Origin of the sequence: Aeromonas jandaei (assembly GCF_037890695.1) — a bacterium.
GTDB lineage: Bacteria > Pseudomonadota > Gammaproteobacteria > Enterobacterales > Aeromonadaceae > Aeromonas > Aeromonas jandaei.
Genome location: NZ_CP149571.1, coordinates 2,286,016 through 2,311,368, shown reverse-complemented (window position 1 = coordinate 2,311,368; position 25,353 = coordinate 2,286,016). Strand labels below are relative to the sequence as shown.

21 protein-coding genes are annotated in these 25,353 nt (G+C 60.6%); 10 read left to right on the top strand and 11 right to left on the bottom strand.

Annotation, left to right across the window (positions count from 1 at the left end; all coding sequences use genetic code 11):
- The first annotated feature begins 225 nt into the window (after window positions 1-225).
- Window positions 226-921: an RluA family pseudouridine synthase gene (locus WE862_RS11135; RefSeq protein WP_156128793.1), complete on the top strand. Its 696-nt coding sequence runs from the start codon at window positions 226-228 to the stop codon at window positions 919-921.
- A gap of 140 nt (window positions 922-1,061) precedes the next feature.
- Here the strand turns inward: WE862_RS11135 and udp are convergent, their stop codons facing one another.
- Window positions 1,062-1,817 carry a uridine phosphorylase gene (gene udp / locus WE862_RS11130; protein WP_005337975.1) on the bottom strand — a complete coding sequence of 252 codons (756 nt, stop codon included), beginning with the start codon at window positions 1,815-1,817 and terminating at the stop codon, window positions 1,062-1,064.
- 382 nt (window positions 1,818-2,199) lie between these two features.
- Here udp and yiaY point away from each other — a divergent pair, with 382 nt between their 5' ends.
- From yiaY to WE862_RS11115, 3 genes are all read left to right on the top strand, one after another.
- Window positions 2,200-3,351 (top strand): L-threonine dehydrogenase, encoded by a 1,152-nt coding sequence (yiaY, locus tag WE862_RS11125; protein ID WP_005359322.1) that lies wholly within the window; start codon window positions 2,200-2,202, stop codon window positions 3,349-3,351.
- 137 nt (window positions 3,352-3,488) lie between these two features.
- Window positions 3,489-3,827, top strand: coding sequence for an outer membrane protein assembly factor BamE (gene bamE / locus WE862_RS11120; protein WP_005337980.1), 339 nt, complete (start codon window positions 3,489-3,491; stop codon window positions 3,825-3,827).
- 182 nt (window positions 3,828-4,009) lie between these two features.
- Entirely contained in the window at window positions 4,010-4,639 is a 630-nt protein-coding gene (locus WE862_RS11115) for an NAD(P)H-binding protein (RefSeq protein WP_042032503.1), read from the top strand.
- A 146-nt stretch (window positions 4,640-4,785) separates the two neighbouring features.
- Here WE862_RS11115 and WE862_RS11110 read toward each other — a convergent pair whose 3' ends face one another.
- Together WE862_RS11110 and WE862_RS11105 are read right to left on the bottom strand one after the other, a co-directional pair.
- A complete protein-coding gene (locus tag WE862_RS11110; RefSeq protein ID WP_042032502.1) occupies window positions 4,786-6,480 on the bottom strand; it encodes a pyridoxal phosphate-dependent decarboxylase family protein in 1,695 nt (564 codons plus the stop codon).
- Window positions 6,481-6,682: 202 nt separating this feature from the next.
- Window positions 6,683-7,699 carry a lipoate--protein ligase A gene (locus WE862_RS11105; RefSeq protein ID WP_042032501.1) on the bottom strand — a complete coding sequence of 339 codons (1,017 nt, stop codon included), beginning with the start codon at window positions 7,697-7,699 and terminating at the stop codon, window positions 6,683-6,685.
- Between the two features lie 434 nt (window positions 7,700-8,133).
- On the opposite strand from WE862_RS11105, the gene WE862_RS11100 reads away from it, so the two are divergent.
- A complete protein-coding gene (locus WE862_RS11100) occupies window positions 8,134-10,569 on the top strand; it encodes a diguanylate cyclase domain-containing protein (protein WP_042032500.1) in 2,436 nt (811 codons plus the stop codon).
- 60 nt (window positions 10,570-10,629) lie between these two features.
- On the opposite strand, the gene WE862_RS11095 is transcribed toward WE862_RS11100, so the two are convergent.
- The 5 genes from WE862_RS11095 to WE862_RS11075 are packed head-to-tail and all read right to left on the bottom strand — an operon-like array spanning window position 10,630 to window position 16,081.
- Window positions 10,630-13,839, bottom strand: coding sequence for an efflux RND transporter permease subunit (locus WE862_RS11095; RefSeq protein WP_042032499.1), 3,210 nt, complete (start codon window positions 13,837-13,839; stop codon window positions 10,630-10,632).
- Window positions 13,832-14,869: an efflux RND transporter periplasmic adaptor subunit gene (locus WE862_RS11090; protein ID WP_042032498.1), complete on the bottom strand. Its 1,038-nt coding sequence runs from the start codon at window positions 14,867-14,869 to the stop codon at window positions 13,832-13,834. Before WE862_RS11090 ends, WE862_RS11095 begins: the two co-directional genes overlap by 8 nt.
- Window positions 14,870-14,893: 24 nt before the next feature.
- The gene (locus WE862_RS11085) at window positions 14,894-15,340 is read right to left on the bottom strand and encodes a YeeE/YedE family protein (protein WP_042032497.1); all 447 of its coding nucleotides are present in this window, start codon (window positions 15,338-15,340) and stop codon (window positions 14,894-14,896) included.
- Window positions 15,341-15,353: 13 nt separating this feature from the next.
- Complete coding sequence (locus tag WE862_RS11080; protein WP_042032496.1) at window positions 15,354-15,767, bottom strand: YeeE/YedE family protein; 414 nt, start codon at window positions 15,765-15,767, stop codon at window positions 15,354-15,356.
- Window positions 15,767-16,081 (bottom strand): ArsR/SmtB family transcription factor, encoded by a 315-nt coding sequence (locus WE862_RS11075; RefSeq protein ID WP_042032495.1) that lies wholly within the window; start codon window positions 16,079-16,081, stop codon window positions 15,767-15,769. The genes WE862_RS11080 and WE862_RS11075 overlap by 1 nt, the downstream gene beginning before the upstream one ends.
- 88 nt (window positions 16,082-16,169) lie before the next feature.
- On the opposite strand from WE862_RS11075, the gene WE862_RS11070 reads away from it, so the two are divergent.
- The 3 genes from WE862_RS11070 (at window position 16,170) to WE862_RS11060 (ending at window position 18,140) form a co-directional block, all read left to right on the top strand.
- The gene (locus WE862_RS11070; protein WP_042032494.1) at window positions 16,170-16,355 is read left to right on the top strand and encodes a YgaP family membrane protein; all 186 of its coding nucleotides are present in this window, start codon (window positions 16,170-16,172) and stop codon (window positions 16,353-16,355) included.
- 445 nt (window positions 16,356-16,800) lie between these two features.
- Window positions 16,801-17,190, top strand: coding sequence for a hypothetical protein (locus WE862_RS11065; protein ID WP_042032493.1), 390 nt, complete (start codon window positions 16,801-16,803; stop codon window positions 17,188-17,190).
- 221 nt (window positions 17,191-17,411) lie between these two features.
- Window positions 17,412-18,140 (top strand): MgtC/SapB family protein, encoded by a 729-nt coding sequence (locus WE862_RS11060; protein WP_042032490.1) that lies wholly within the window; start codon window positions 17,412-17,414, stop codon window positions 18,138-18,140.
- Between the two features lie 61 nt (window positions 18,141-18,201).
- Here the strand turns inward: WE862_RS11060 and dnaJ are convergent, their stop codons facing one another.
- From dnaJ to grpE, 3 genes are all read right to left on the bottom strand, one after another.
- Window positions 18,202-19,344: a molecular chaperone DnaJ gene (gene dnaJ, locus WE862_RS11055; RefSeq protein WP_033113491.1), complete on the bottom strand. Its 1,143-nt coding sequence runs from the start codon at window positions 19,342-19,344 to the stop codon at window positions 18,202-18,204.
- Window positions 19,345-19,445: 101 nt separating this feature from the next.
- A complete protein-coding gene (gene dnaK / locus WE862_RS11050; RefSeq protein ID WP_042032489.1) occupies window positions 19,446-21,374 on the bottom strand; it encodes a molecular chaperone DnaK in 1,929 nt (642 codons plus the stop codon).
- Window positions 21,375-21,642: 268 nt separating this feature from the next.
- Window positions 21,643-22,218 (bottom strand): nucleotide exchange factor GrpE, encoded by a 576-nt coding sequence (gene grpE, locus WE862_RS11045; RefSeq protein ID WP_033113489.1) that lies wholly within the window; start codon window positions 22,216-22,218, stop codon window positions 21,643-21,645.
- A 315-nt stretch (window positions 22,219-22,533) separates the two neighbouring features.
- On the opposite strand from grpE, the gene nadK reads away from it, so the two are divergent.
- Both nadK and recN read left to right on the top strand, forming a co-directional pair.
- Window positions 22,534-23,418, top strand: coding sequence for an NAD(+) kinase (gene nadK, locus WE862_RS11040; RefSeq protein ID WP_041208339.1), 885 nt, complete (start codon window positions 22,534-22,536; stop codon window positions 23,416-23,418).
- A gap of 250 nt (window positions 23,419-23,668) precedes the next feature.
- Window positions 23,669-25,333, top strand: coding sequence for a DNA repair protein RecN (gene recN, locus WE862_RS11035; RefSeq protein ID WP_042032486.1), 1,665 nt, complete (start codon window positions 23,669-23,671; stop codon window positions 25,331-25,333).
- Window positions 25,334-25,353 lie beyond the last annotated feature (20 nt).

Genomic DNA, 25,353 nt, shown 5'->3' with positions numbered 1-25,353 from the left:
CCATACCTTAACAAGCAAGCTTCGGATGAACTCGGGAGGGGGTCACAAAACGGGGCCTTGTTGGTGACCCAGGCGGTATGCACGGCACACCGCCTCGCTCAAAGCAGCTCATTATCAAGAGGTTGTGTGGCGCATCCCGTTCATTTTCCGAGGCTGCGCACCGCCCATTCGCCCGGCCGCGCCGGTTCGGGTATGATCGACCCACGTTTTCTGCCCGTGCCCCCTATGTCCGTTATCGTCGACACCTTTATTGCCCCGCCCTGCAATGCCGCCATCGAGACCCTGTTCAAGGATGGGCACCTGCTGCTCATCAACAAGCCGAGCGGCCTGCTGAGCCTGTCGGGCAAAAATCCGCAAAACCTCGACTCGGTGCACTATCGACTGGTGCAGGATTTCCCCGGCTGCACCCTGGTGCATCGCCTCGATTTTGGCACCTCAGGCATCATGGTGGTGGCCAGAAACAAGGCCATCAATGCCCTGCTCTGCCAGCAGTTCAGTCAGCGGGCAGTAAGCAAGGCCTACAGCGCCCTACTCTGCGGTCATCTGATTGACGACGAAGGAGTTATCGACGCCCCCATCGCCAAGGATCCGGCCCTCTTTCCGCTGATGAAGATCTGCGCCGCCAGCGGCAAACCCGCCCGCTCCCGCTATCGGGTGGTTGAACGGCTGGCGCAGCAGATACAGGGGCAGACCGTGCCTTTGACCCGGGTACGACTGGTGCCGGAAACCGGCCGCACCCATCAGCTGCGGATCCACAGCCAGCTGCTGGGCCACCCCATCCTCGGCTGCGATCTCTATGGTGGCCTGCTGCCGCCCGGCTGCGAACAGGCGCCGCGGCTGATGCTGCATGCCAGCGAGCTGGATTTTGCTCATCCGGTGAGCGGCGAGCCGATGCAGATCCGCTGTGCAGCGCCTTTTTAGGAGCAATAAGTAGAGACAACCAGCGCGAGTGCGACGGGATCAGTGAAAGGCGTGACGGGAGAGGAAAAGCGGTAAACGGCGGATAAAGATAGGGGCCGCGCTTTCGCAACGGCCCCCACCCCCCACTCTTTGTGGTGCTATCAGATCAGCTTGCGGGCAGCGCCCAGTACGATCTTGATGGCATCAGATTCGGTCTTCGCCATGGTCTCGGCGTTCGGGATCTCTTGCTGGGTACGGTTGACGATAACGCCAGCCACCATACCGGCACGCAGGCCCTGGCTGGAGCACATGGTCAGCAGGGTTGCAGATTCCATCTCATAGTTCAGCACGCCCATGGCTTGCCACTCTTTCATGGAACCCTGGAAACGGCTCACTACGCGGCCGGATACGGTGTCGTAACGCTCCTGACCCGGGTAGAAGGTGTCAGAGGAAGCAGTCACACCGATGTGCAGCTTGGAGCCCATCTCTTTGGCGGTGTTCACCAGCGCAGTGGTACAGTCGAAGTCGGCAACAGCCGGGAACTCCATCGGTGCGAAGTGGAGGCTGGCACCGTCGAGGCGCACGGAGCCGGTGGTCACGATCACGTCACCCACGTTCAGGTGCGGCTGGATGGCGCCGGTGGTGCCGATACGCAGGAAGGTGCGGATGCCCAGCTGGGCCAGCTCTTCTACCGCGATGGAGGTGGACGGGCCACCGATACCGGTAGAGCAGATGATCACGGCCTTGCCGTCCATCTCGCCGCGCCAGGTAGTGAATTCACGATGGCTGGCCAGGTGCACCGGGTTATCCAACAGCTCTGCGATACGCTTCACGCGCTCGGGGTCACCGGGGACGATCGCCAGGGTGGCGCCTTGCAGATCCGCTTTCTTCAAACCCAAGTGAAATACATCAGACATATTGGACTCCTGGTTGCCCCCTGCCAGCATGGTCAGGGCACAAGTTAAGATGATTCTTTATGATACTTTCAAGCCTTTACCCCCCTCTTCGGGGAGGCGCCAACTATGGTCGAAAGCGCTTTCCAATTCCTTGAAGCGCCTCACACTTCCACGCATTGACAGTGACAAACATTGCGCAAAACGTTTGCTAACTCAATGAAATAATTGACAAACGTTTTTCTGCAAATCGAGTCAGATGCGGGAAAGTCAAGCCTGGTTCAGCGCTTAATTAACGACTCGTGATCGACCCCGTAAAGTTGTAAACAAGATGCTTTTGTATCCCTTTCTAGATGGTAGCCTAGCTCTCAACTACCACTTAATGGCTAACTATAGGAAGTCCATCATGGCTACATTCAAGTTCTATATTCCCGCTATCAACCTGATGGGTGCCGGCTGTCTGCAAGAGGCTGCCGCCGATATCAAGGGTTACGGCTATCGCAAGGCGTTGATCGTCACCGACAAAATTCTCAACCAGATCGGCGTGGTCGCCAAGCTCACCACCCTGCTGGCTGAACATGGTATTGAAAGCGCTGTTTTCGATGAGACCAAACCCAACCCCACTACCAGCAACGTCGAAGCGGGTCTGGCCATGATCAAGGCCAACGGCTGCGATTGTGTCATCTCGCTGGGTGGCGGCTCGCCCCACGACTGTGCCAAGGGCATCGCGCTGGTCGCCGCCAACGGTGGCAGCATCAAGGATTACGAAGGGGTGGATCGCTCCGCCAAACCGCAACTGCCGCTTATCGCCATCAACACCACCGCCGGTACCGCCTCCGAGATGACCCGCTTCTGCATCATTACCGACGAAGCGCGCCACGTGAAAATGGCCATCATCGACAAGCACGTTACCCCGCTGATGTCGGTCAACGACCCCGAGCTGATGCTGGCCAAGCCGGCCGGTCTCACCGCCGCCACCGGTATGGATGCCCTGACCCACGCCATCGAGGCCTATGTCTCCACCATCGCCACCCCGGTGACCGATGCCAGCGCCGTGATGGCCATCGAGCTGATCGCCAAGCACCTGCGCACCGCCGTTCACCACGGCGATGATCTGCACGCCCGCGAGCAGATGGCCTATGCCCAGTTCCTGGCCGGCATGGCCTTCAACAACGCAAGCCTGGGCTATGTGCACGCCATGGCCCACCAGCTGGGCGGTTTCTATGACCTGCCCCACGGTGTCTGCAACGCCGTGCTGCTGCCCCACGTTCAGGCGTTCAACGCCCAGGTGAGCGCCGCTCGTCTGAAGGATGTCGCCCGCTACATGGGGGTGGACGTGAGTGCCATGAGCGACGAACAGGGCGCCGCCGCTGCCATTGCCGCCATCAAGCAGCTGGCGCTGGATGTGAAGATCCCGGCCGGTCTGGAGCAGCTCGGCGTCAAGGCCGACGACTTCGATACCCTGGCCAGCAACGCTCTGAAAGATGCCTGCGGCTTCACCAACCCGAAACAGGCCAGCCACGAAGAGATCGTTGCCATCTTCCGCGCCGCCATGTAACGGCCACCGGATTGCCAGAAAGGGTCGCAGTGCGGCCCTTTTTATTGGCTGATGGATCAATGGCTTTTTACTTCCGTGGAGGGAGTCGGTATGATTTGCCGAGCCAAAAAAGACTGTATGGATGATCTGAACTCGATATGCGGATGAAACACCTGATTGCCGCGGCTTTGACCGCCCTCACCCTCTCCGGTTGCAGCCTGGTCTATCGTATCGATATTCCCCAGGGCAACTATGTGGAACAAAAACAGGTCGACAAACTGCGCCAGGGGATGACCCGCGAGCAGGTCAGCTATGTGCTGGGGACCCCCATGCTGCGTGACGGCTTTGACCCCAACACCTGGTACTACCTCTATGAATTCCAGCCGGGCCACGGCGACAAGGAGCGCAAAGAGCTCACCGTCACCTTCGCCAACGACAGGCTGACCACAGTGACGGGTGACTTCCCGCTGCCAGCAGCTTTCAATACCCCGCTCTGATATACCGCAAAACCGGCCTCGCGCCGGTTTTGTTTTATCCAGCCCCGCGTTATGCATCCTGCCCGTGATCCTGTCAGGGGATACAGTGTCATCTCCCCCATTGCAGCTACCCGCAAATTGCCTGATGCTGATGAGCAGCCACCATGGCATCAACACCATCGAATGACACAGGGAGAATCCCCATGAGCCGGATCCTGATTGCCGGGGCCAGCGGCCTGATCGGTCGCGAACTGGTGCAGCAACTGCCTGCCGAACATGAACTGACCCTGCTCTGTCGCAAGCCGGGCAAGGAGGCGCACCACTGGCTGCCGGTCAATTTTGATGATCTGGCCAGCGTCACCCTCTCCCGCCCGGTCGATATCGCCTTCTGTACCCTTGGTACCACCCGCAAGGAGGCGGGCTCTGCCGAGGCATTTCGCCGGGTCGATCTCGACTATGTGGTCGCCTTTGCCGATCTGGCCCGCCGCCACGGTTGTCAACGGCTCATCGTGGTCTCAAGCATGGGGGCCAGTGCATCGTCCCCGGCTCTCTATCCGCGTACCAAGGGGGAGATGGAGCAGGCCCTGCTGGCCCAATCCTGGCCACGGCTCGCCATCGTGCGGCCCGCTATGCTGCTCGGAGATCGCCAGCCACCGCGCCTCTCCGAGCAGATCTTTCAGACCATCTACCCGCTGTTTCGGCCACTGCTGGTAGGCAAGCTCGCCCGCTGGCGCGCCATCGAGGCCCGTCAGGTGGCCCGCGCCATGATCGCCCTCTCGAAACTGCCCGCCGGGTGCGAGATTGTCGAGAATGAGCAACTACTGGCCCTCTGAGCCCGGCCTTTTCCACCGCTTTCGCATACCGTCGTGAAAACAGAAGGGCAAGCCAACCGGCTTGCCCTTTGTCTATCTGTTGGCGTGATACACCCCAACCACCTCTTGCCACCATTGACCGCGCTCAGCAGTCAGGGCAACCGCCATCAACAGCGAATATGGTCGATAAAGGCGTCGATCTGCTCGCGAGTGCAGGCCGGATTCATAAAGACCGCCTTCTCCCCGGCGATGTAGGAGTATTTGCCGCGGGCGTCGTAGTCTGAGTGGGCCACCGCCTCCACCCAGTTGGTGTAGAGCCCCACCTTGCCGCGCCCCTTGAACAGGCTGCGGTGGTAATCGGTGTTGCGCTGCAGCCGCGCCTTGTAGGCAGGGTCGCTGGAGCGGGCCAGCTCGAAGGCGAACTCGGCTTCTGGGTCACTCACCCACTCGGGGTTGTAGATCTTGAAGCCGACGCTCGGCCCCTGATTCTCCTGCGCCACCAGCTTGACGTTGCCGAGCTGGCTTAACCGGAAGCGGAAGTAGTTGGCATTTTGCAGGCAGTGGGCCAGCACGGTGCGATACCCCTCCACCCCCATATAGTTGAGCGCCGCATAGGCACCGAACAGACCGCTCGCGCCGCGGGAGCACTCGATGGTGGATTGCAGGTGGGTCTGGCCCTGAATGTCCCGCTCAAAATAGGAGAAGTTCTCCGGGTCATTCTCCATCGCCTTGAGGTCATCCTGCTCTTTAATCATCACCAGACTGGAGGTGTAGGGCACATAGCCCCACTTCTGGAAGTCGACGGTAAAGGAGTCGGCATATTTGAGCTCGGCAAAGCGCGCCACGTTGCGTTCGATCCCGGCCAGGGTCGCGGCATTGATGCCAAGCGGGTTGGCGGCAAAGTCGTAATCGAGGAAGAAGATCATCGACCAGCCGATGGCGGCATCGACGTGGATATGCGGTTTGACTGCCACTTCGAACTGCTCGCAGAGGCGATTGCGCAGCTCGAACACGGGTTTCACCTGATCCACCCCGAAGGTATCGGTGGTGCCCATGGTGAGCATGATGGTGGGTACCACGTGCTTCAGGGCAAAACAGGCGGTCAGGGTGCGCTCGAGGTGGTCAAGATCGATGTCATTGTTCTCGCCGACCTGAATGCGGATGGTCTTGTTCTCGATATCGACCCCGAGCAGGGAGAGGTTGGTGATGTTGGAGTAGTGACCGCCCTGGGAGTTGATGATGCGGTAATCCTGATAGTGGCCGAGCCCCTTGTGCTTGGCCTCCGGCAGGCTTTTGCGAATGCCGAGCAGGTAGCCATAGAGGTTACAGAAGGTGCCCCCCTGGGTGAAGATGCCGGTGGCACGTTCGGGATCATAACCCGCCAGCAGCGCAATCTGGCGTACCACCTTCTTCTCCAGCTCCTCGGCCACCCCGGCATATTCGGAGTAGACCAGATTGGGGTTGGCCAGAATGCCCAGCTGGGCACCGTAGATGGCGGGATCCGCCGACATGGTGATGACGTTCTCGACGCTGGAGGGGTTCTCCCAATCCTTCGACAAGGCGGCGGCAAACAGCAGCTCGGCCATCGGCTCGCCCGGGGTGCGCATGGTGGCGGGCACCGGCATGGTCTCGCAGAGATCGGCAAGGCGGGCGCGGCCATCTGGCCAGGCGTTCAGGCGGGCATCCGGGGCCAGGCCACGGGCCCGAAATTCATTGAGGGTGGCAAATCCGGGTTCGCGAAAAACCGGCCATAGATCGGGATTGCGCGAGAAAAAGTTGGCTTTGACTGTGGCGAAACGGGCGGAGAAATCGGGGTGGACGGCATTGACTCTGTCGTCTTGAAGATAAACTAAGTCACTCATTTTTATACCATTAGTACAGCAAATGTGCGGCCGTTATACCCCTGTGCCAGCGGGGCCGACAGTGATAATATCTAATGGCCTACCCTACTTTTTGTCATGTATCAGCCATCACAAGGGCTGGCAAAAAGGCGCCTTTGAGGCGCCTCTTTATATTTCGTGATCTTGCTCTCATCCTGGCTGACAACGCACTAACGGACCGCCATCAGCGCAGGGAGGCCAACAGCCACCGGGCAAACTCCGCCAGCTCGCTCTGCTGCTGCGGGAAGGCCGCCAACCAGGGCTGCAGACGCGCGGCGACAGCGTCCGGTCGATAGCCGCAACCCGCCAGTTCGGCCGCCAGCAGATCAAAGGGGGCCGGCTCCAGAGTATCGCTGAAGAGCTGCGCCCGGGTGATGACCCCTTTTTCCACATCAAAGTGCAGCTCCACCCCGCCCCAGCTGAACCGCTCCTCCAGCAGATGGCTGAACGCCGGGGCATGACCATAGTTCCACTCCCAACTGCGCTGACGGGCGAAGGTCTCGGCAAAGCCCGGCAGATCCGGCATCTGCTCGGGGGAGATATGCTCGGGCTCAACTCGCGCACCGTAATGGTGGAAGAAGGCTTCCTGCAGCGCCTCGCTCACCTGTTGATGGTCGATCCCCGGCAGCAGTTCGCACAGGTTGGCCACCCGGCTGCGCACCGAGGTGATCCCCTTGGCCGCCAGCTTCTTGGGGTCGGGGTTGAGGTAGTTGGCAAGGCGGCCGAGATCGGCGTCCAGCAGTAGGGTGCCGTGGTGAAAACCGCGATCCAGAGTCTCCCGATAGGCCGACCCCGATACCTTGCGCTCCCCGTCCGGAGTCGCCACCAGCAGATCGTTGCGACCGGAGGCAAACGCCTCGATCCCCAATCCCTTGAGCCCGTCCAGCACGATGGCGGTGGAGACGCTCTTGTCATACTCCGGCTTGCCCGCCATGAAGGTGAAGCAACTGTTGCCAAGGTCGTGAAACACGGCGCCACCACCGCTGCTGCGGCGCGCCAGCGTCACTCCGTCCTCTTCCATGCGGCGAGTGTTGCACTCCTTCCACGGGTTCTGGGCACGGCCAATCACCACGGTATTGGCGTTGCGCCAGAGGAACAGCACCCGTTGACGGGGATCCATCTGGCGGAAGATGCACTCCTCGACGGCGAGGTTGAAGAGGGGATCGTGAGAGTCGGAGACAAGCAGACGCAAACGGGACATGAAACAGCCTTATCCGGAACAGGGGGTAACATCATAACACCAGAGCTCGCCAACCGGGTGACGAGGCTGATTTAACCATCAACAAACAACCTGAATACATATTTCCCTCATGTTGAAAACATCGCAGAAGTATCGCATGACATGACGACACAGGCTGACGCTTTCCCGACAAAAAGCGGCAATTTAAACGAAGATTCGGAGGAAAAAACGGCATGATAATGGCTAAAATGCAGCCATTTTCGCAAGCCATATGACTCCGGGATGGGGCAGGCAAGTTGTGAAAACAGACTTCGCAGGCAATTAGTGTGATGAAAAACACAAAAACAAATTCTTATACCGCTACTGCCCTGCTCCGCTAGCCTTTTTCCCCTATTGCAGGTTACAAAAAATTGTTTGACTCTAGCTCTGATACCGCCTCCCGAGAGACACCCTGTATGACGGAGCTCGAACCCTCCCCACGCTGTACGCTCTGGTTCCTGCCCATGCTGGCCAGCTGGATGTTCTCTGCGCTTGCAAGCGTGCCACTGAAGGCCGAAGAGCAAGTCACACTCCAGCTCTCCTGGCAGCATCAGTTCCAGTTTGCCGGTTACTACGCTGCCATTGCCAAGGGCTACTACCGTGAAGCCGGGCTCAACGTCACCCTGCGCGAAGCCACGCCCCGCACCGATGTGGTCAAAGCAGTGACCAATGGCCAGGCGCAGTTTGGCATCAGCGGCAGCGACTTGCTGCTGGCCCGCGCCGCCGGCAAGCCGGTGGTGGTGCTGGCAGCCATGTTGCAGCACTCTCCCCTGCTGCTGCTGACGCTCGATCGACCCGATATCCGCAATGCCGCCGATCTCGCCGGCAAGCGGCTGATGCTGGAACCCGGCTCCGGCGAGCTGCTCACCTATCTCAGCAAACATATTCCCGCCCGGACGTGGCAGATCCACCCCTACGACAACGGCGTCGAAGCGCTGCTCTCAGGCAAGGTGGATGCCATCAGCGCCTACAGCACCACGGAGCCCTTCTACCTGCAGCAAAAGGAGATCCCCTATCGGGTCTTCAGTCCCCGCAGCGCCAACAACGACTTTTACGCCGACAACCTATTTACCTCCGAGCGGGAGCTGGCGACCCGCCCCGGCCGGGTCTTTGCCTTTCGTCAGGCGAGCCTGCGCGGCTGGCGCTATGCCATGGATAATCCGGAGGAGATGATCGACTGGATCATGGAGCACTACCCTAGCGGGGCCGGACGGGAGCAACTCACCTTTGAAGCGCGCGAGACCCGCTCGCTGATGCAGCCCGACTTTGTCGAGCCGGGATACATGCAGCCGGAGCGCTGGCAGCAGATCGCCAATATCTATCGGGAGGCGGGCCTGCTCGCCTCCGACATCAGCCTCGATCGCTTTCTCTATAATCCAGCCCAGGAGCGGCTGCGCCAGCAGCGGCAACTGCTCGACAAGAGCGTGGCCATCGCCATGCTGATCACCTTTACCCTGCTAATCCTGCTCGGCATCTTCCTCCACCTCTACCTGCGTCTGCGTCAGGAGTCGCGCGACCGCCAGCGCCTCACCCGCGAGCTGGCCCAGAGCGAGCAGCACTACCGCTTCGTGGCGGAGAACAGCGCCGACGTGATCTGGACCATGGATACCGCCAGCCTGCGCTTTCGCTACATCAGCCCGGCCATCCAGCCGCTGAGCGGTTACAACGCGAGCGAGCTGTTCGCCCTGCCGTTCAAGAAGCTGCTGCCCGATGCCGCGCGCATAAAACTCAAGGAGGAGATCACCGCCACCCTCGCCGCCTGGTATCGCGGTGAACATGAGCAGACCCGCAGCGTCATTCGCACCGATCTGCGCCACAAGGATGGCCATCTGGTAGCCACCGAGACCATCACCACCCTGCACGGCAACGAGCAGGGGGAGCCGGAAGCCATTCTGGGGGTAACCCGCGACATCACCGAGCGGGCGGCCCGCGAGGAGATGATGCGCCGCCTCGCCTTCTACGATCCCCTGACCGGTCTGCCCAACCGCCGTCTGCTGCAGCAACGGCTGAAAGAGGCGCTGGAGCACAACGCCGACCAACCATTGGCACTGATGTTCATCGATCTCGATCACTTCAAGCCGATCAACGACACCTTCGGCCACGAGACCGGCGATGTGCTGCTCAATATGGTGGCCAAGCGGATGCGCTACTGCGTGCGGGAACATGATCTGGTGGCACGCCTTGGCGGCGACGAATTTGTTATCCTGCTGCCCGACACCAGCGACGAGGCGCTGACCATCGCCGACCACCTCCATCACAGCCTGCGTCACCCGTTCAGGATGAGCGACGAGCAGGAGCTGCGCATCTCCAGCAGTATCGGGATTGCTCTCTATCCGGAGCACGGCGAGGATGCAAAAACCCTGATGCACCACGCGGATCAGGCGATGTATCAGGCGAAAAACCGTGGCCGTGGCCGGGTCTGTCTCTATACCGCCGGGCTCGATCCCGCGCAGGGCTCGCTGGTGTGGCAAGGCAGCCACGAGTGCGGCCATCCCCGCATTGATGCCGAACATCGCCAGCTCTTTGTGCTCACCAACCGGCTGCTGGAGCGGATGAAGGATCACGAGGCCCATCCCGCCCTCTATCTGGAGAGTCTGGAGAACCTGTTCGAGATGGCGCACCACCACTTCACCTTCGAGGAGAGCCTGCTGGCCGAGCTCGATTACCCCGAGCTCGAGACCCACCGTCAGGACCATCAGCAACTGCTGCAAAAAGCCAGCCAGCTGATGACCGCCGCCCGCGCAGGCACCCTCGGCAACGACGAGTTGCTCAACTTCATCATTCAGGAGCTGGTTGTCGGCCATATGAGTCAGGCTGACCGACGCTACTTCCCGCTGCTGAAGGGACGCTGACTCAGCGCCCCGGCCACCTGAATGTGTGAAACGAGAAGGGCCACCCAGGTGGCCCTTCTGTCATTGTGCGCCCGGCTCGTTTGCCGTGATCGCGACCCCACGGCGCGACATCAGGCTGTAGTAGAGCAGCGGGATCACCACCAGGGTGAGCAAAGTGGAGACCAGGATCCCGAAAATCAGGCTGATGGCCAGCCCGTTGAAGATGGGATCATCGAGGATGAACAGGGCCCCGATCATCGCCGCCAACGCGGTCAGCATAATGGGTTTGGCCCGCACCTGCGCCGCCGCAATCACTGCCTGTTCGAACACCACGCCACTCGCCCGCTGCTGCTCGATAAAGTCCACCAGCAGGATGCTGTTGCGTACGATGATCCCGGCGAGCGCAATCATCCCGATCATCGAGGTGGCGGTAAACTGGGCCCCCAGCAGGGCGTGGCCCGGCATCACCCCGATGAGGGTGAGCGGAATGGGGGCCATGATGATGAGCGGCACCAGATAGGAGCGGAACTGGGCCACCACCAGCAGGTAGATGAGGATCATCCCCACCCCATATGCGATGCCCATATCGCGGAAGGTCTCGTAAGTGATCTTCCACTCCCCGTCCCACAACAGCGCCACCTCTCCCAGCTTGTCGGGCTGCTGCACGTAATACTGGGGCAGCGAGATGTCGGCACCAGCGCTAAACATGCCGTAGAGCGGGCTGTCGGTATGGCCCCCCATGTCGGCTACCACCATCACCATGGGCAGCATGTTCTTGTGCATGATATACCCGGGGGCCACCTCATCACGGCGGCTCACCAGCTCGGATACCCGGATGAGCTGGCCGCTCTGGCTGCGCACCTTGAGGGCCAGTACGCCCGCCAGATCCCGTTTGTCACCGGGGGCGAGTTCGATGCGGATCGGCACCGGATACTTGGCGCCGTGCCCCTGCAGCCAGCTGGCATCCTGATAACCCACCCCGCCATTGAGGGTGTTCACCAGATCCCCGAGATCGACCCCGAGCAGGGCCGCCTTGCTGCGATCGATCACCAGCCGCCACTTGGGCTGCGGGTCGGTCAGATAGATATCCACGTCCACCAGATCCGCTGTGGCCACAAAACGGGCCTGTACGGCGCGCGCCGCCGCTTCGCGGGCGGCCTGAGTCGGGCCATACACTTCCGCGACTATGGGGGACCAGACCGGCGGGCCGGGCGGCACTTCTACCACCTTGAGATTGCCTCCCACCGCGCTGGCGATGGCCTGCAGTGGGGCCCGGACCGACTGGGCAATCTGGTGGCTGCTGCGATGGCGCTCATGCTTGTCTACCAGATTGACCTGAATATCCCCCACGTTGGCGCCGCTGCGAATGAAGTAGTGACGCACCAGCCCGTTGAAATTGATGGGAGCAGCGGTGCCGGCGTAGATCTGGTAATCCTTCACCTCGGGCACCTTGGCAAGCTCCCGTCCGACCGCCAGCAGGGTGCGCTCGGTCTGCTCCAGGGTCGCCCCCTCCGGCATATCGAGCACCAGCTGAAATTCCGATTTGTTGTCGAAGGGGAGCATCTTGAGCACCACCCACTGCACCATGGGCATGGCGGCGGCTCCCGCAACCAGCAGCAGGATAGCCAACCAGAGCTTGTGTCTGGATTTCTTGGCGCCGTCACCGATCAGGAAAGGAGTCATCAGCCGGTGAAAAAGACCAGCCTTGGCCTCGCCGTGGGCACCGTGCGCCTCCTCCTTGAGCAAATGGCTCGCCAGCCAGGGTGAGAAGATAAAGGCCACCAGCAGGGAGATAAGCATCCCCATGCTGGCATTGATGGGGATGGGGCTCATGTAGGGGCCCATCAGGCCACTGACAAAGGCCATCGGCAGCAGGGCCGCGATGACAGTCAGGGTCGCCAGTATGGTCGGCCCGCCCACCTCGTCCACCGCCCCCGGAATCAGATCCTTGAGCGACCCCCTGCTCAAACCGCGATGGCGGTGGATGTTCTCCACCACCACGATGGCGTCATCCACCAGAATGCCGATGGAGAAGATCAGCGCAAACAGCGATACCCGGTTGAGGGTAAACCCCCAGGCCCAGCTGGCAAACAGGGTCAGCGCCAGGGTGATGACGATAGCAACGCCCACCACCAGCGCCTCGCGCCAACCCATGCTCACCAGCACCAGCAGCACCACCGCCGTAGTGGCAAAAATCAGCTTGCCGATCAGGGTGTTGGATTTGGTCTCGGCGGTGACGCCGTAGTCCCGAGTCACCGTCACCTCGACCCCGGCAAGGATGAGCCGGTTCTGCAAACTCTCGACCCGTTCTTCCACCCGCTTGGCCACATCAACCGCGTTCTGGCCGGGCTGCTTGCCGATGGCCAGCGTCACCGCCGGATAACTGGCTTGCCCCTGCCCCATACAGCTGCGCTTGGTCGGAGTCTCCTGACCCAGAGAGACCCTGGCCACCTCCCCCAGATAGACCGGCTTGCCGTCGTGCAGCCCCACCACCAGCTCGCGGGCCTCCTGCTCACTTTGCAGGAACTGCCCCACCTGCACCTTAATCTCACTGTTGTTCTGCTCGATAGCCTGTGTCGTGCCTACCTGATTGGCGGCCGCAAGTCGCTGGTTCAGCTCGCCCCAGCTGATGCCATGGGCGCTGAGGGCTGCCGGATCCGGCATCACCCGCAGCATGGCACGTTGGCCCCCCAGGCTGTAGATATCGCGGGTACCGGGAATGCGCTTGAGTTCTGTCTCCAGCTCATGGGCGACCCGGGTCAGCTCGGGGGCGCCCAGTTGCTTGCTCCCCTCTTTGCTCCAATCTTTGCTCCATAAGGTCAGACTCACGATGGGGACATCATCGATCCCCCGGGGTTTTACCAGTGGCTGACCGACTCCGATCCCCTGTGGCAACCAGTCTCGGTTGGAGTCGAGCTGGTTGTTGAGATCGACGATGGCCTGCTCGCGGCTCACCCCCACCTTGAACACCACCACCAGCAGGGCGCCATCGGGCTGGGAAAAAGAGTAGAGGGTATCAATTCCCTTTATCTGGGAGACCACCTGCTCGGCAGGGGTGGTGACGAGAGACTCCACCTCTGCCGGCGTGGCTCCCGGGAAGGGGATATAGACATCGGCGAAGGTGACATCGATCTGCGGCTCCTCCTCCTTGGGGGTCACCAGCACCGCAAACAGGCCGAGCAACAGCCCCACCAGCGCCAGCAGCGGGGTGATGGCCGAGCCCTGAAACAGCGCAGCCAGACGACCGGCAGGCCCCAGCCTCTCCTTGTTGCCGTTCAGCTCGCTACTCATGGGCCACCTCCTGCTGCTGCGCCCAACCATCGGAGGCCAGCTTGTCACCGGCTTGCAGACCGGCCAGGATCTCGCACTGCCCTTCAAAGCAATGGCCGACCCGCACCGGCGTCAGAGCCCAGCCAGCGGGTTGCTGCAGATAGACGCCGTTGAACTCCCCTTGCCGCAGCAGAGCGCGATCCGGCACTTGCAACACCTGACGCTCACCCTGCTTGAGCTGCACCTTGAGCCACATGCCGGGCAATACCCCGGTGGTTTGCGGCGGCAAGTCGAGGCGCAACCTGAAGGCGTGACTCTGGCTGTCGGCATAGTTGAAGCGGGTCAGTTTGACCGGGGTAACAGACTTGCCATCCGGCAGCAGCACCTGCACATCCGCAGGCTCACGAGCAAGCGTCAGGGCGGATTGGGGTAACTCCACCTCCACCCGCAGTGTATCTAGGGAGAAGCCGGAGAGCAGAGGGGTGCCGGGGGCAACTGTCTCCCCCAGCTCCACCAACCGCTTGGTCACCACCCCGGCGTAGGGAGCCAGAATGCGGGTATAACCGTAAGCCTCGCGGGCCTGAGTGAGGGCCGCATCGGCCGCATTGACCTCGGCGCGGGCGGCGCGATCAGTCGCCTGGGCTCTGTCGAGCTGGGCGCGGGTGATCACCCCCTTGGCAATCAGCGCCTGAAAGCGGGCAAGCTGGCGCTCTGCCTCTACCTGCTGGGCCTTGGCTCTGGCAAGCCGCGCCTCGGCACCAGAAACGGCGGCAAACTGCTCCTTGCCGCTGATCTCGAGCAGCGGCTGTCCCGCCTGCACCTGATCGTTCACATCCACCAGCATGCGGGAGACCCGGCCGCTGGTCTGGGCTGCCACCGTCCCCTGATTGATGGCACTGACAGTGCCATCCAGCGTCAGCCAGTCGGTCACCTGATGGGGAACCAGAGTCAGGGTGGCATCACCATTCGCCTCGGCAGACCATGTCATCGGAGAGACAAGAGCGGAGGTCACGGCCAGCATGGCGGCCCCCAACAAGCGGATCTGTTCCATGATATTTCTCCTTCCCCGATCCATTCAGGCAGAGCGGGGGTGGCAGAGCTTCTCCCGCACCTTTACCAAGACCCGATCAACAAGCAAAATCCCGGCCACCATCGCCGCAATAAACAACAGTATCATGGGCTGACCACTGGAAATGAGACTCAAGGCTGGCCCCGGGCAGATACCCACCAATCCCCAACCGATACCGAACAGCGCAGCACCACCGACCAGATTGCGATCCAGCTTTGGGGCAGGTACGGCCGCGATGGGCTCGCCCAGCACACTCTGGCGGCGGGGTTTCACCAGCAGGAAGTAACCCGGCATAAAGACCAGCAGAGCCCCCCCCATCACGAAGGCGAGGCTGGGATCCCAGGCCCCAGCCAGATCGAGAAAACCGGTGACCCGGGCGGGATCCACCATGCCGGAGATGGCCATACCCAGTCCAAACAGCAGGCCCGCAAACAAACTTGTCAGCAATTTCATGGCGATCAGCCCCTTACGACAGATGATGAGTGACGAAGACGGTGATAAAGCCAGCAGCCATAAAGGTCAGGGTGGCGACGATGGAGCGCAGGGAGAGCCGCCCCATGCCGCAGATGCCGTGGCCACTGGTGCAGCCATTGCCGACACGGGTACCGATGCCAACCAGCAGACCGGCCAGCAGCACAACCGGCCAACCGGGCAAGGTAGTGAATGCAGGCATGCTGGCCCAACCCAGAGTCAGCGCTAACCAAGCGCCCGCCCCCAGCCCCAGCAGAAACAGCACCCGCCAAGGCGCACGGTGTTGCAGCGCACCGGCCAGAATACCGCTGATCCCGGCCACCCGGCCGTTGAACAACATCAGGATCAGGGCCGACAGCCCTGCCAGCATGCCGCCGCCCAAAGAGAGCAGCCATTGGCTTTCCATCATCAAGATTCCTTATTTTCTGAGTGACAAAAATGGGTTTGCAGCGCCGTCAGCACATCGGCGGCCACCTCGCTCACCAGCGAGTAGTAGATCTGCTGGGAGACCTTGCGCGAACGGATCAGGCCGTAGCGCTTCAATACCGAAAGTTGCTGGGAGAAGGCCGACTGCCCCAGCTGGCTATGGGCCAGCAGCTCCCCGACCCCCTTCTCCCCCTCCACCAGCTGGCAGAGCACCATCAGGCGTTCGGGATGAGCCAACGCCTTGAGCAGGGAGGCGGCAGCTGTCGCATGTCTGTTCATCTCGTCGAATTGGCTCATAAGAGTAAATTAGCAATTGCTGATATTTGTTCTATTGTATAAAACAACACTAAATTAGCAACATCTAAAATAGATGCGAAGAAAGGCCATGACAGTAGATAACGGAGTCAGAATCGTCGCGGGTTGCATGTTGCTGCTCTCGTTGATCCTTACCACCTGGGTCCATCCGGGTTTTGTCTGGTTGAGCGCCTTTGTCGGGGTCAACCTGATCCAGAGCGCCTTCACCGGTTTCTGCCCGGCAGCCATCATCCTGAGGCGCCTTGGGTTTAAATAAGCGTGCTTGATCGGAGTTGGATGGGTCATGTCAGCCGTCTGTTAGCTCCAGCGCAAGATCTGGCCAGCAGCATAAAGGCGGCTCGACAACCGCAAACGGCCGTCAAGCGGTCGCGGCGAAGTGAGAGCTCAAATTTGTTTCAGGATGTTTCCGCCACTGGCTCGGGGTTTACCCTCTGCATCAGCTCGGCTATCATTCGAGCCTCTTATCAATAGCGGAGACCATCAGTGGGCAACTCATCAAGTGACAGTTGTAGACCGGCCCTGTCAGCCGGTACCAAGGTCGCGAGCTAGCCGCAGGTCTTTCTCTGCCGCATGCTCGCAGCCCTGCGAGAAGCGGAAATCCACTCCCCTCTTCTCTTTTTACACTTGACGTCTGGCGACCATTGGCCAAAAGCCGTGGCCGTCATGCCTGCATAGTTTCTGCTTCCCACAAGGAGGCTGCTATGCGTTTTGTATCAACCAAGTCCGTTGCCAACCCGATGATGGCAACACAGGCTCATCCCCTGCTGAGCAAGCTGGGTCGTGGCTGGCTGCCACTCTGGCTGCGCGGCAAACAGCGCCAGCACCACTACCGGCTGCAGATCCGCTGCGAGGATCGCGCCGATATGGAGCAGGTGCTGGAGATGGTGAACCACACGCTGCAACCTGCCGGCCTGCAGCCCATGCAGTCGATGCGGCCGGGACGCAGCGGTGGTCGGGAGCTGGTGCTCAATGTGCACTGCACCCCGCCCCAGCGCCGCTATCTGGTGCAGTTTGTCCATCAGGTGGGCGTTGCACACCCGGTGCGCTGGGAGTTGCGGCCACGCAGTGATGGCAATCCCCAGCTCAACTGAGCCAAACCATTAACTCCGGGGCTTGCCAGCCCCGTTCAATCCGAGTGAAAAAGTGCCTGCTTCTCCGTGCAAATGGGAGAGGCAGGCCCATTTGACGTGCGTGCTCATCCCCTTTGTGATGGCCTTCACCACGCGCGTCTACTTATCTGCCCGGGTTATGCCAGCACCATCTGGCAGCCCGCTCATCCCGAAGGCCATCGGCAACCAAGAAGGAACAGGCCATGAAAATGTGGCAACAACTTGATCTGATCTCCCTGATCGATACCCTAGCCAGCCTGATGCTGGCCTTCGTGCTGGGGGCGCTGGTCGGGCTGGAGCGCCAGTACCGACAGCGTACCGCCGGTCTGCGTACCAACGTGCTGGTCGCCGTGGGCGCCGCGCTGTTCGTCAATCTGGCCCAGCGTATCTATGACCTGCACGGTGGCAGCTACAGCGTGGTCCACGTAGTGGCCTATATCGTCTCCGGCATCGGCTTTCTCGGCGCCGGTGTCATCATGCGCGAGTCGGGCAATATCCGCGGCATCAACACCGCAGCGACCCTGTGGGGGGTGGCCGCCGTCGGTGCCGCCTGTGGTGCCGGTCTGGCTATAGAAGCGATTCTGGGGGCGCTGTTCGTGCTCGCCGCCAACACCCTGCTGCGGCCGCTGGTCAATCAGATCAACCGGCGTCCGGTGGATAATCTCGACACCGAGGTGACCTACAAGGTGACGGCGCTCACTCCGCGCGAGCACCAGAAAGAGGTGCTGCACTGGCTGGAGGAGATGCTGGAGCAGGCCAACTACCCCCTGAGCGAGCTCGACATCGAACCGTTTGGCGAACGGGATCTGGAGATTTCGGCGGTGCTGCTCGCCACCTCCATCGATGGCGACGAGCTCGACGCCCTGATGGGCAAACTGGGTATTCACCCCCATATCAAACAGGTCTTCTGGCGCGCCAGCACCACAGATTGACCGAAAAAGGCCAAAAAAAGAGCCGGCACAAGGCCGGCTATGTTTATTCGGGTGGCTGAAATCAGCTGGTCAGATCGTCGAAGAAGCGTTTCACCCCTTCGAAGAAGCCTTCCGATTTCGGCTTGTGGGTCTTGGCAGCAGCACCGCTGAACGACTCGTCCAGCTGGCGCAGCAGCTCTTTCTGCTGCTCGGTGAGGTTGACCGGAGTCTCGATCACCACCTTGCACATCAGATCCCCTACCTGGCCGGAGCGCACTGACTTCACGCCCTTGCCACGCATGCGGAACATCTTGCCGGTCTGGGTCTCCGGAGTGACCTTGAGCTTGACCCGGCCATCCAGGGTCGGCACTTCGATCTCACCGCCCAGGGCCGCCGCGGTGAAGCTGATGGGCACTTCGCAGTAGAGGTTGTTGCCGTCACGCACGAAGATCTCGTGCTCTTTGACGTGCACCTGTACGTAGAGATCCCCTGCCGGAGCCCCCGCTTCCCCCGCTTCCCCTTCGCCGGAGAGACGGATGCGATCGCCGGTATCGACACCTGCCGGGATCTTGACCGACAGGGTCTTGGTGCGCTGGTAGCGACCTTCACCGTGGCACTTGCGGCACGGATCCTTGATGATCTTGCCGCGACCGTGACAGTGCGGACACGCCTGCTGCACCGCGAAGAAGCCCTGACGCATCTGCACCTGGCCGGAGCCATGGCAGGTCGGGCAGGTCTGGGCGCTGCTGCCGGTATGGGCACCGGAGCCGTTACAGACTTCACAGTGAACCAAGGTCGGCACCTTGATCTCCTTGGAGACCCCGCGTACCGCCTCTTCCAGCGTCAGCTCCATGGTGTAGCGCAGGTCGGAACCACGGGCCGGGCCACGACGACCACCGCCACGGCTGCCACCGAAGATGTCACCGAACACATCGCCAAAGATGTCGCCAAAGTCGGCACCACCGCCGAAACCACCATGGCCACCGCCACCCTGGCTCGGGTCGACACCGGCATGACCGTACTGGTCATAACGGGCGCGCAGGTTGGCATCGGTCAGGATCTCGTAGGCTTCCTTGACCTCTTTGAACTTCTCTTCGGCACCGGCATCGCCCTGGTTGCGGTCAGGGTGATACTTCATGGCCAGACGCTTGTACGCCTTCTTGATCTCGCGCTCGTCGGCATCTTTCGATACCCCCAGCACCTCGTAGAAATCGCGCTTCGACATACTCATCCTGTGGTTACGCAGACGGGCGTTGGTCACCCAACGCCCGTGAATTCATAAACTAAACCGATGGGCGAAGCCTGCTTCGCCCATCTGGGTCGGGCTTACTTCTTGTCGTCTTTCACTTCTTCGAACTCGGCGTCGACTACGTCGTCGTCAGCCTTGGCAGAAGAGGAGGACTGACCGGCGTCAGCACCGGCGGCACCTTGTGCCTGAGCCTGCTGCTGGGCAATCTCCATCAGCTTCTGGGACGCTTCCAGCAGAGCCTGCTGTTTGGCTTCGATGGCAGCCTTGTCGTCACCCTTGATGGCGGTTTCCAGCTCGCTCAGAGCGGCTTCGATCTTGGTCTTGTCGTCGGCAGGCAGGGCTTCACCGGCTTCGGTGCTCTGCTTGCGTACGGAGTGAACCAGACCATCAGCCTGGTTGCGGGCATGCACCAGCTCTTCGAACTTCTTGTCCTCGGCCGCGTTGGCTTCGGCTTCGCGTACCATGCGTTCGATCTCGTCATCAGACAGACCAGAGGAGGCCTGGATGGTGATCTTCTGCTCTTTGTTGGTCTCTTTGTCTTTCGCAGAGACGTGCAGGATACCGTTAGCATCGATGTCGAAGGTCACTTCGATCTGCGGCAGACCACGCGGAGCCGGACGGATGCCTTCCAGGTTGAACTGGCCCAGAGACTTGTTGTCGCTGGCGCGCTTGCGCTCACCCTGCAGCACGTGAATGGTCACGGCAGACTGGTTGTCTTCGGCAGTGGAGAACACCTGGGACTTCTTGGTCGGGATGGTGGTGTTCTTCTCGATCAGCGCAGTCATCACACTGCCCATGGTTTCGATACCCAGAGAGAGCGGGGTAACGTCCAGCAGCAGTACGTCGGTCTTGTCACCGGACAGTACGGCACCCTGGATGGCAGCACCCATGGCCACGGCTTCGTCCGGGTTGACGTCTTTACGCGGCTCTTTGCCAAAGAACTCGGCAACGGTCTTCTGAACCAGCGGCATACGGGTCTGACCACCAACCAGAATCACATCGTCGATCTCGCCAACTGCCAGACCGGAGTCTTTCAGAGCTACGCGAACCGGCTCCAGAGAGTCCTTCACCATGTCTTCCACCAGGGATTCCAGCTTGGCGCGGGTCACCTTGATGTTCATGTGCTTCGGACCAGTGGCATCTGCAGTGATGTACGGCAGGTTGACGTCGGTCTGCTGGGCAGAAGAGAGCTCGATCTTGGCTTTCTCGGCGGCATCTTTCAGACGCTGCAGAGCCAGCTGGTCGTTGCGCAGGTCGATGCCCTGCTCACGCTTGAACTCATCTACCAGATAGTTGATGACGCGATTGTCGAAGTCTTCACCACCCAGGTGGGTGTTACCGTTGGTCGCCAGTACTTCGAAGGTGGTTTCGCCTTCGACTTCGTCGATCTCGATGATGGAGATATCGAAAGTACCGCCACCCAGGTCATATACGGCAACCTTGCGCTCGCCCTTGACCTTGTTCACGCCGTAAGCGAAAGCAGCTGCAGTCGGTTCGTTGATGATGCGCTTAACATCCAGACCGGCGATGCGACCGGCATCCTTGGTAGCCTGACGCTGGGCGTCGTTGAAGTAGGCCGGAACAGTGATAACTGCTTCGGTTACCGGCTCGCCCAGGTAGTCTTCGGCGGTCTTTTTCATCTTTTTCAGCACTTCGGCAGAGATCTGCGGCGGTGCCATTTTCTTGCCCTTCACCTCAACCCAGGCGTCACCGTTGTCGGCTTTGGCGATGGCGTACGGCATGATCTTCAGGTCACGCTGTACTTCGTCATCTTCAAAACGACGGCCGATCAGACGCTTGATGGCGAACAGGGTGTTTTTCGGGTTGGTGATGGCCTGACGCTTGGCCGGCTGACCAACCAGGATCTCGCCATCATCGGCATAGGCAATGATGGACGGAGTAGTACGATCGCCTTCTGCGTTCTCGATCACGCGAGCAGTGTCGCCGTCCAGAATGGCAACGCAGGAGTTGGTAGTACCCAGGTCAATACCGATGATTTTACCCATTTGAGAAATCTCCAAATACTTTGAATAAACTGGCGAGGAACTCGCCTTAATGCGTTAACGGCTAGGTGGGGCCTGCCAATCTGGCTTTCAAGCTCCCGGCATCAAATTTTTTGTGCCGCCGTGGCCTTGCATCCTATATGGGGTCGCAAGCGGCCACTTCAAGCCCTGCCCCGCAAAAACCCTACCTTTTGTCGTGATCAGTCCATGACAGACCAGACAGATAAACAAAAAGCCCGCCAAGCGGCGGGCCTGGGCATCAAGTGCCGACTCAGTCGGCGGCCTTGGATACCATGACCATGGCCGGACGGATCACCCGACCGTTCAGCTCATAGCCTTTCTGCATCACGGCGATCACGGTGTTCGGCGCCACATCGGCACTCGGCACCATGCTCATCGCCTGATGGGCATTGGGGTCAAACGGCTGGTTGGTCGGATCCAGCGCAACCAGACCGAACTTGGCCACACCGCTCTGCATGGATTTGAGGGTCAGCTCGACACCTTCCACCATCGGCTTGAGGGCGTCGTTCTCCTTGTCGGCGAGCTCGATGGCGCGCTCCAGGTTGTCCAGCACCGGCAGCAGCTCGGCGGCGAACTTCTCCAGCGCAAACTTGTGCGCCTTCTCCACGTCCAGCTCGGTACGACGACGCAGATTCTCCATTTCGGCAGCGGTACGCAGGGCGCGTTCGCGCTCTTCCGCCGCCTTCTGGATGGCGGTCTCCAGCTGCTCTTCCAGTTCGGCGATACGGGCCTGCTCGGCTGTCACTTCACTGTCTACATCGGTCGGCTCGACTGGCTGGGCTTCCACTTGCTCCATCGCTTCAACCTTTTGCTCTTCGTGGTTCATGACATCTCCAGATTCCGGGGTTACTTACGAGGGCCTTGACGTCTGGCTGAGCGACCAGTGACATCAGACCGACTATGTTGGCGCTATTATGGGGATGGATCCCTGTCTTTCAAGGGGAAAAAGGGCAATCCGGGTCACGCAGACAGGACAATTGGCACTTTCCTTGCTGCATCTCTGGCAATCCAGCTCAGCTTTTAACCAGTAGCGTCAAGGAGATAGCCCTCTCCCCTCTGCAAGGGAAGCGCGCGGGAGGACGTCACAAGCGTGACAAACCGCTGTATACTGCCCCCAATACTCACCCAGACCCGACAGACTATGGATTCTCCGTTCAAAACCATCGCCCTGATTGGCAAGCCTCACCACGAGGGAGCCAACCAGACGCTGACCGGCCTGCATCAATACCTGACCTCACGCGGTTTCCGGGTACTGGTGGAGAGCCGGGTTGCCCAGACCCTGAGCATCCTCGATGAAAACGTCATGGATCTGGTTCAGCTCGGCCAGCAGGCCGATCTGGCCATCGTAGTCGGCGGTGACGGCAACATGCTGGGCGCGGCGCGGGTACTGTCGCGCTTCGATGTGGCGGTGATCGGGGTCAACCGGGGCAACCTCGGCTTTCTAACCGATCTCTCGCCGCAGGATTACCTACTGCCGCTGGAACAGGTGCTCTCCGGCCACTACAAAAGCGAGCACCGCTTCCTGCTGGAAGCCTCGGTCTATCGCCATGGCGAGCGCAAGTCGAGTAATCTGGCGGTCAACGAAGCGGTGCTGCACCCGGGCAAGATCGCCCACATGATCGAGTTCGAGGTCTATATCGATGGCAGCTTTATGTATAGCCAGCGCTCGGATGGCATCATTGTCGCCACACCGACCGGCTCAACTGCCTACTCCCTATCGGCAGGTGGCGCCATCCTCACCCCCAAGCTCAACGCCATCACGCTGGTGCCCATGTTCCCGCATACCCTCAGCAGTCGCCCCATTGTACTCGATGCCGACAGCGAAGTGCGGCTGCTGGTCTCGCCGGACAATCAGGACGATGCCATGCAGGTGAGTTGTGACGGTCAGGTGACGCTTGCTGTCCACCCGGGGGACGAGATCCTCATCAAGAAGAGCCACCATCAGCTTCATCTGGTGCATCCGCTCGACTACAGCTACTTCCACGTGCTGCGCAACAAGCTCGGCTGGGGCAGCAAGCTGTTTTAATCGGCGCTGACCGACAACGGCATTGCCACAGAGGGCGCCTGAATTGGCGCCCTTCTCTTTTCTTTTGTGGCAACGTCCCCTGCACTCTCATATCAGTACCTCGCGCCAATAGTCAGCACCGCATTCTCATAGCTATACCGCACTGGCGCGGCTTTCCTTTGTTAAAAATGGTGGCGCCCTCTTTACTGTATATAAGACCAGTATATACTGGATGCATACACAGTAATGTTGACCTATACAGGATGAGACTATGCTGACCCAGCTGACCGTCAACAACTTCGCCATCGTCAAGTTTCTCGAACTCGATCTGCAACCGGGGATGACCTGCATCACAGGTGAGACCGGTGCCGGTAAATCCATCGCCATCGACGCTCTCGGTCTCTGTCTGGGTGAGCGGGCCGAAGCCAGCATGGTGCGGCCCGATAGCGACAAAAGCGAGGTCAGCGCCCGCTTCCTGCTCGACAACAACCCGGCCGCCCGTGCCTGGCTCGCGACCAACGAGCTGGAGAACGAAGGTGAGTGCATCGTGCGGCGAGTCATCTCTGCCGAAGGGCGTTCGCGCAGCTATATCAATGGCGTGCCCGTCCCCCTCACCCAGCTCAAGAATCTGGGCCAGCTGCTGGTCAACGTACACGGCCAGCATGCCCACCAGATGCTGCTCAAACCCGACTACCAGCTCGCCCTGCTCGACGGCTACGCCGGCCACCATCTGCTGCTCGACGAAGTACGCCAGCACTATCAGCAGTGGCGCCAGCTGCAAAACGAACTTAACCGGCTCAAGGCCGAGCAGCAGCAGCGGGAGGCCCGTCGCCAGCTTATCGAGTATCAGGTGCAGGAGCTGGACGAATTTGCCCTGCAGCCGGGCGAGTTTGAGGAGATCGAGGAGGAGCACCAACGGCTGGCCAACGGCACCGAATTGATGCAGGAGTGCGGCTTTTGCCTCGATCTGCTCTACGACAACGAAGAAACCACCATTGCCGGTCTGCTGCAGACCGCCGTTGATCGGGCCGAGGGGCTGGTCAGCATGGACAGCCGCCTCACCCCTGTGCTGGAGATGCTGAACGAAGCCCTGATCGGGGTGCAGGAGAGCCACAGCGAACTGCGCAGCTATCTGGATCGGCTGGAGCTGGATCCCGAACGTTTCAACGAACTGGAAACCCGCCTCTCCAAGGCAATCAATCTGGCCCGCAAACATCACGTCAAACCGGCAGATCTGGCCCAGCATCATCAGGAGCTGGCCTCTGATCTCGCCCGCCTCAACTCAGACGAGGAACGGCTAGAGGGGATGGAAGACGAGCTGGCCGAGGCCCGTCAGGCGTTTGTTCAGGCCGCCGAGGCCCTGAGCCAGAGCCGCCAGCGTTACGCCCAGGAGCTGGGCGCCAAGGTGACCAGCAGCATGCACGAACTGGCGATGCCCGATGGTCGCTTTGCCATCGAGGTGCGCCCCGATGCCCAGAGCAGCCTCTCTCCGCTGGGTATAGATCGGGTCGAATTTATGGTCACCACCAACCCGGGCCAACCGATCCAGCCGCTTGGCAAGGTGGCTTCGGGCGGTGAACTATCGCGTATCAGCCTTGCCATCGTAGTGATCAGCGCTCGCAAGGTCTCCACTCCGACCCTGATTTTCGATGAGGTGGATGTGGGGATCAGCGGCCCGACAGCGGCCGTGGTGGGTCGCCTGCTACGTCAGCTTGGCGAGTCGACTCAGGTGATGGTGGTCACTCACTTGCCGCAGGTGGCGGGCAATGGCCACCAGCACATGGTGGTGAGCAAGCACACCGACGGCAAGACCACCGAAACCCGGATGGATGCGCTCGATCAGAGCGCCCGGCTCAACGAACTGGCTCGCCTGCTGGGAGGGGATCAGATCACCGACATTACCCTGGCCAACGCACGCGAGCTGCTGCACCATTAATCCCCTGGCCAGCCTGATGG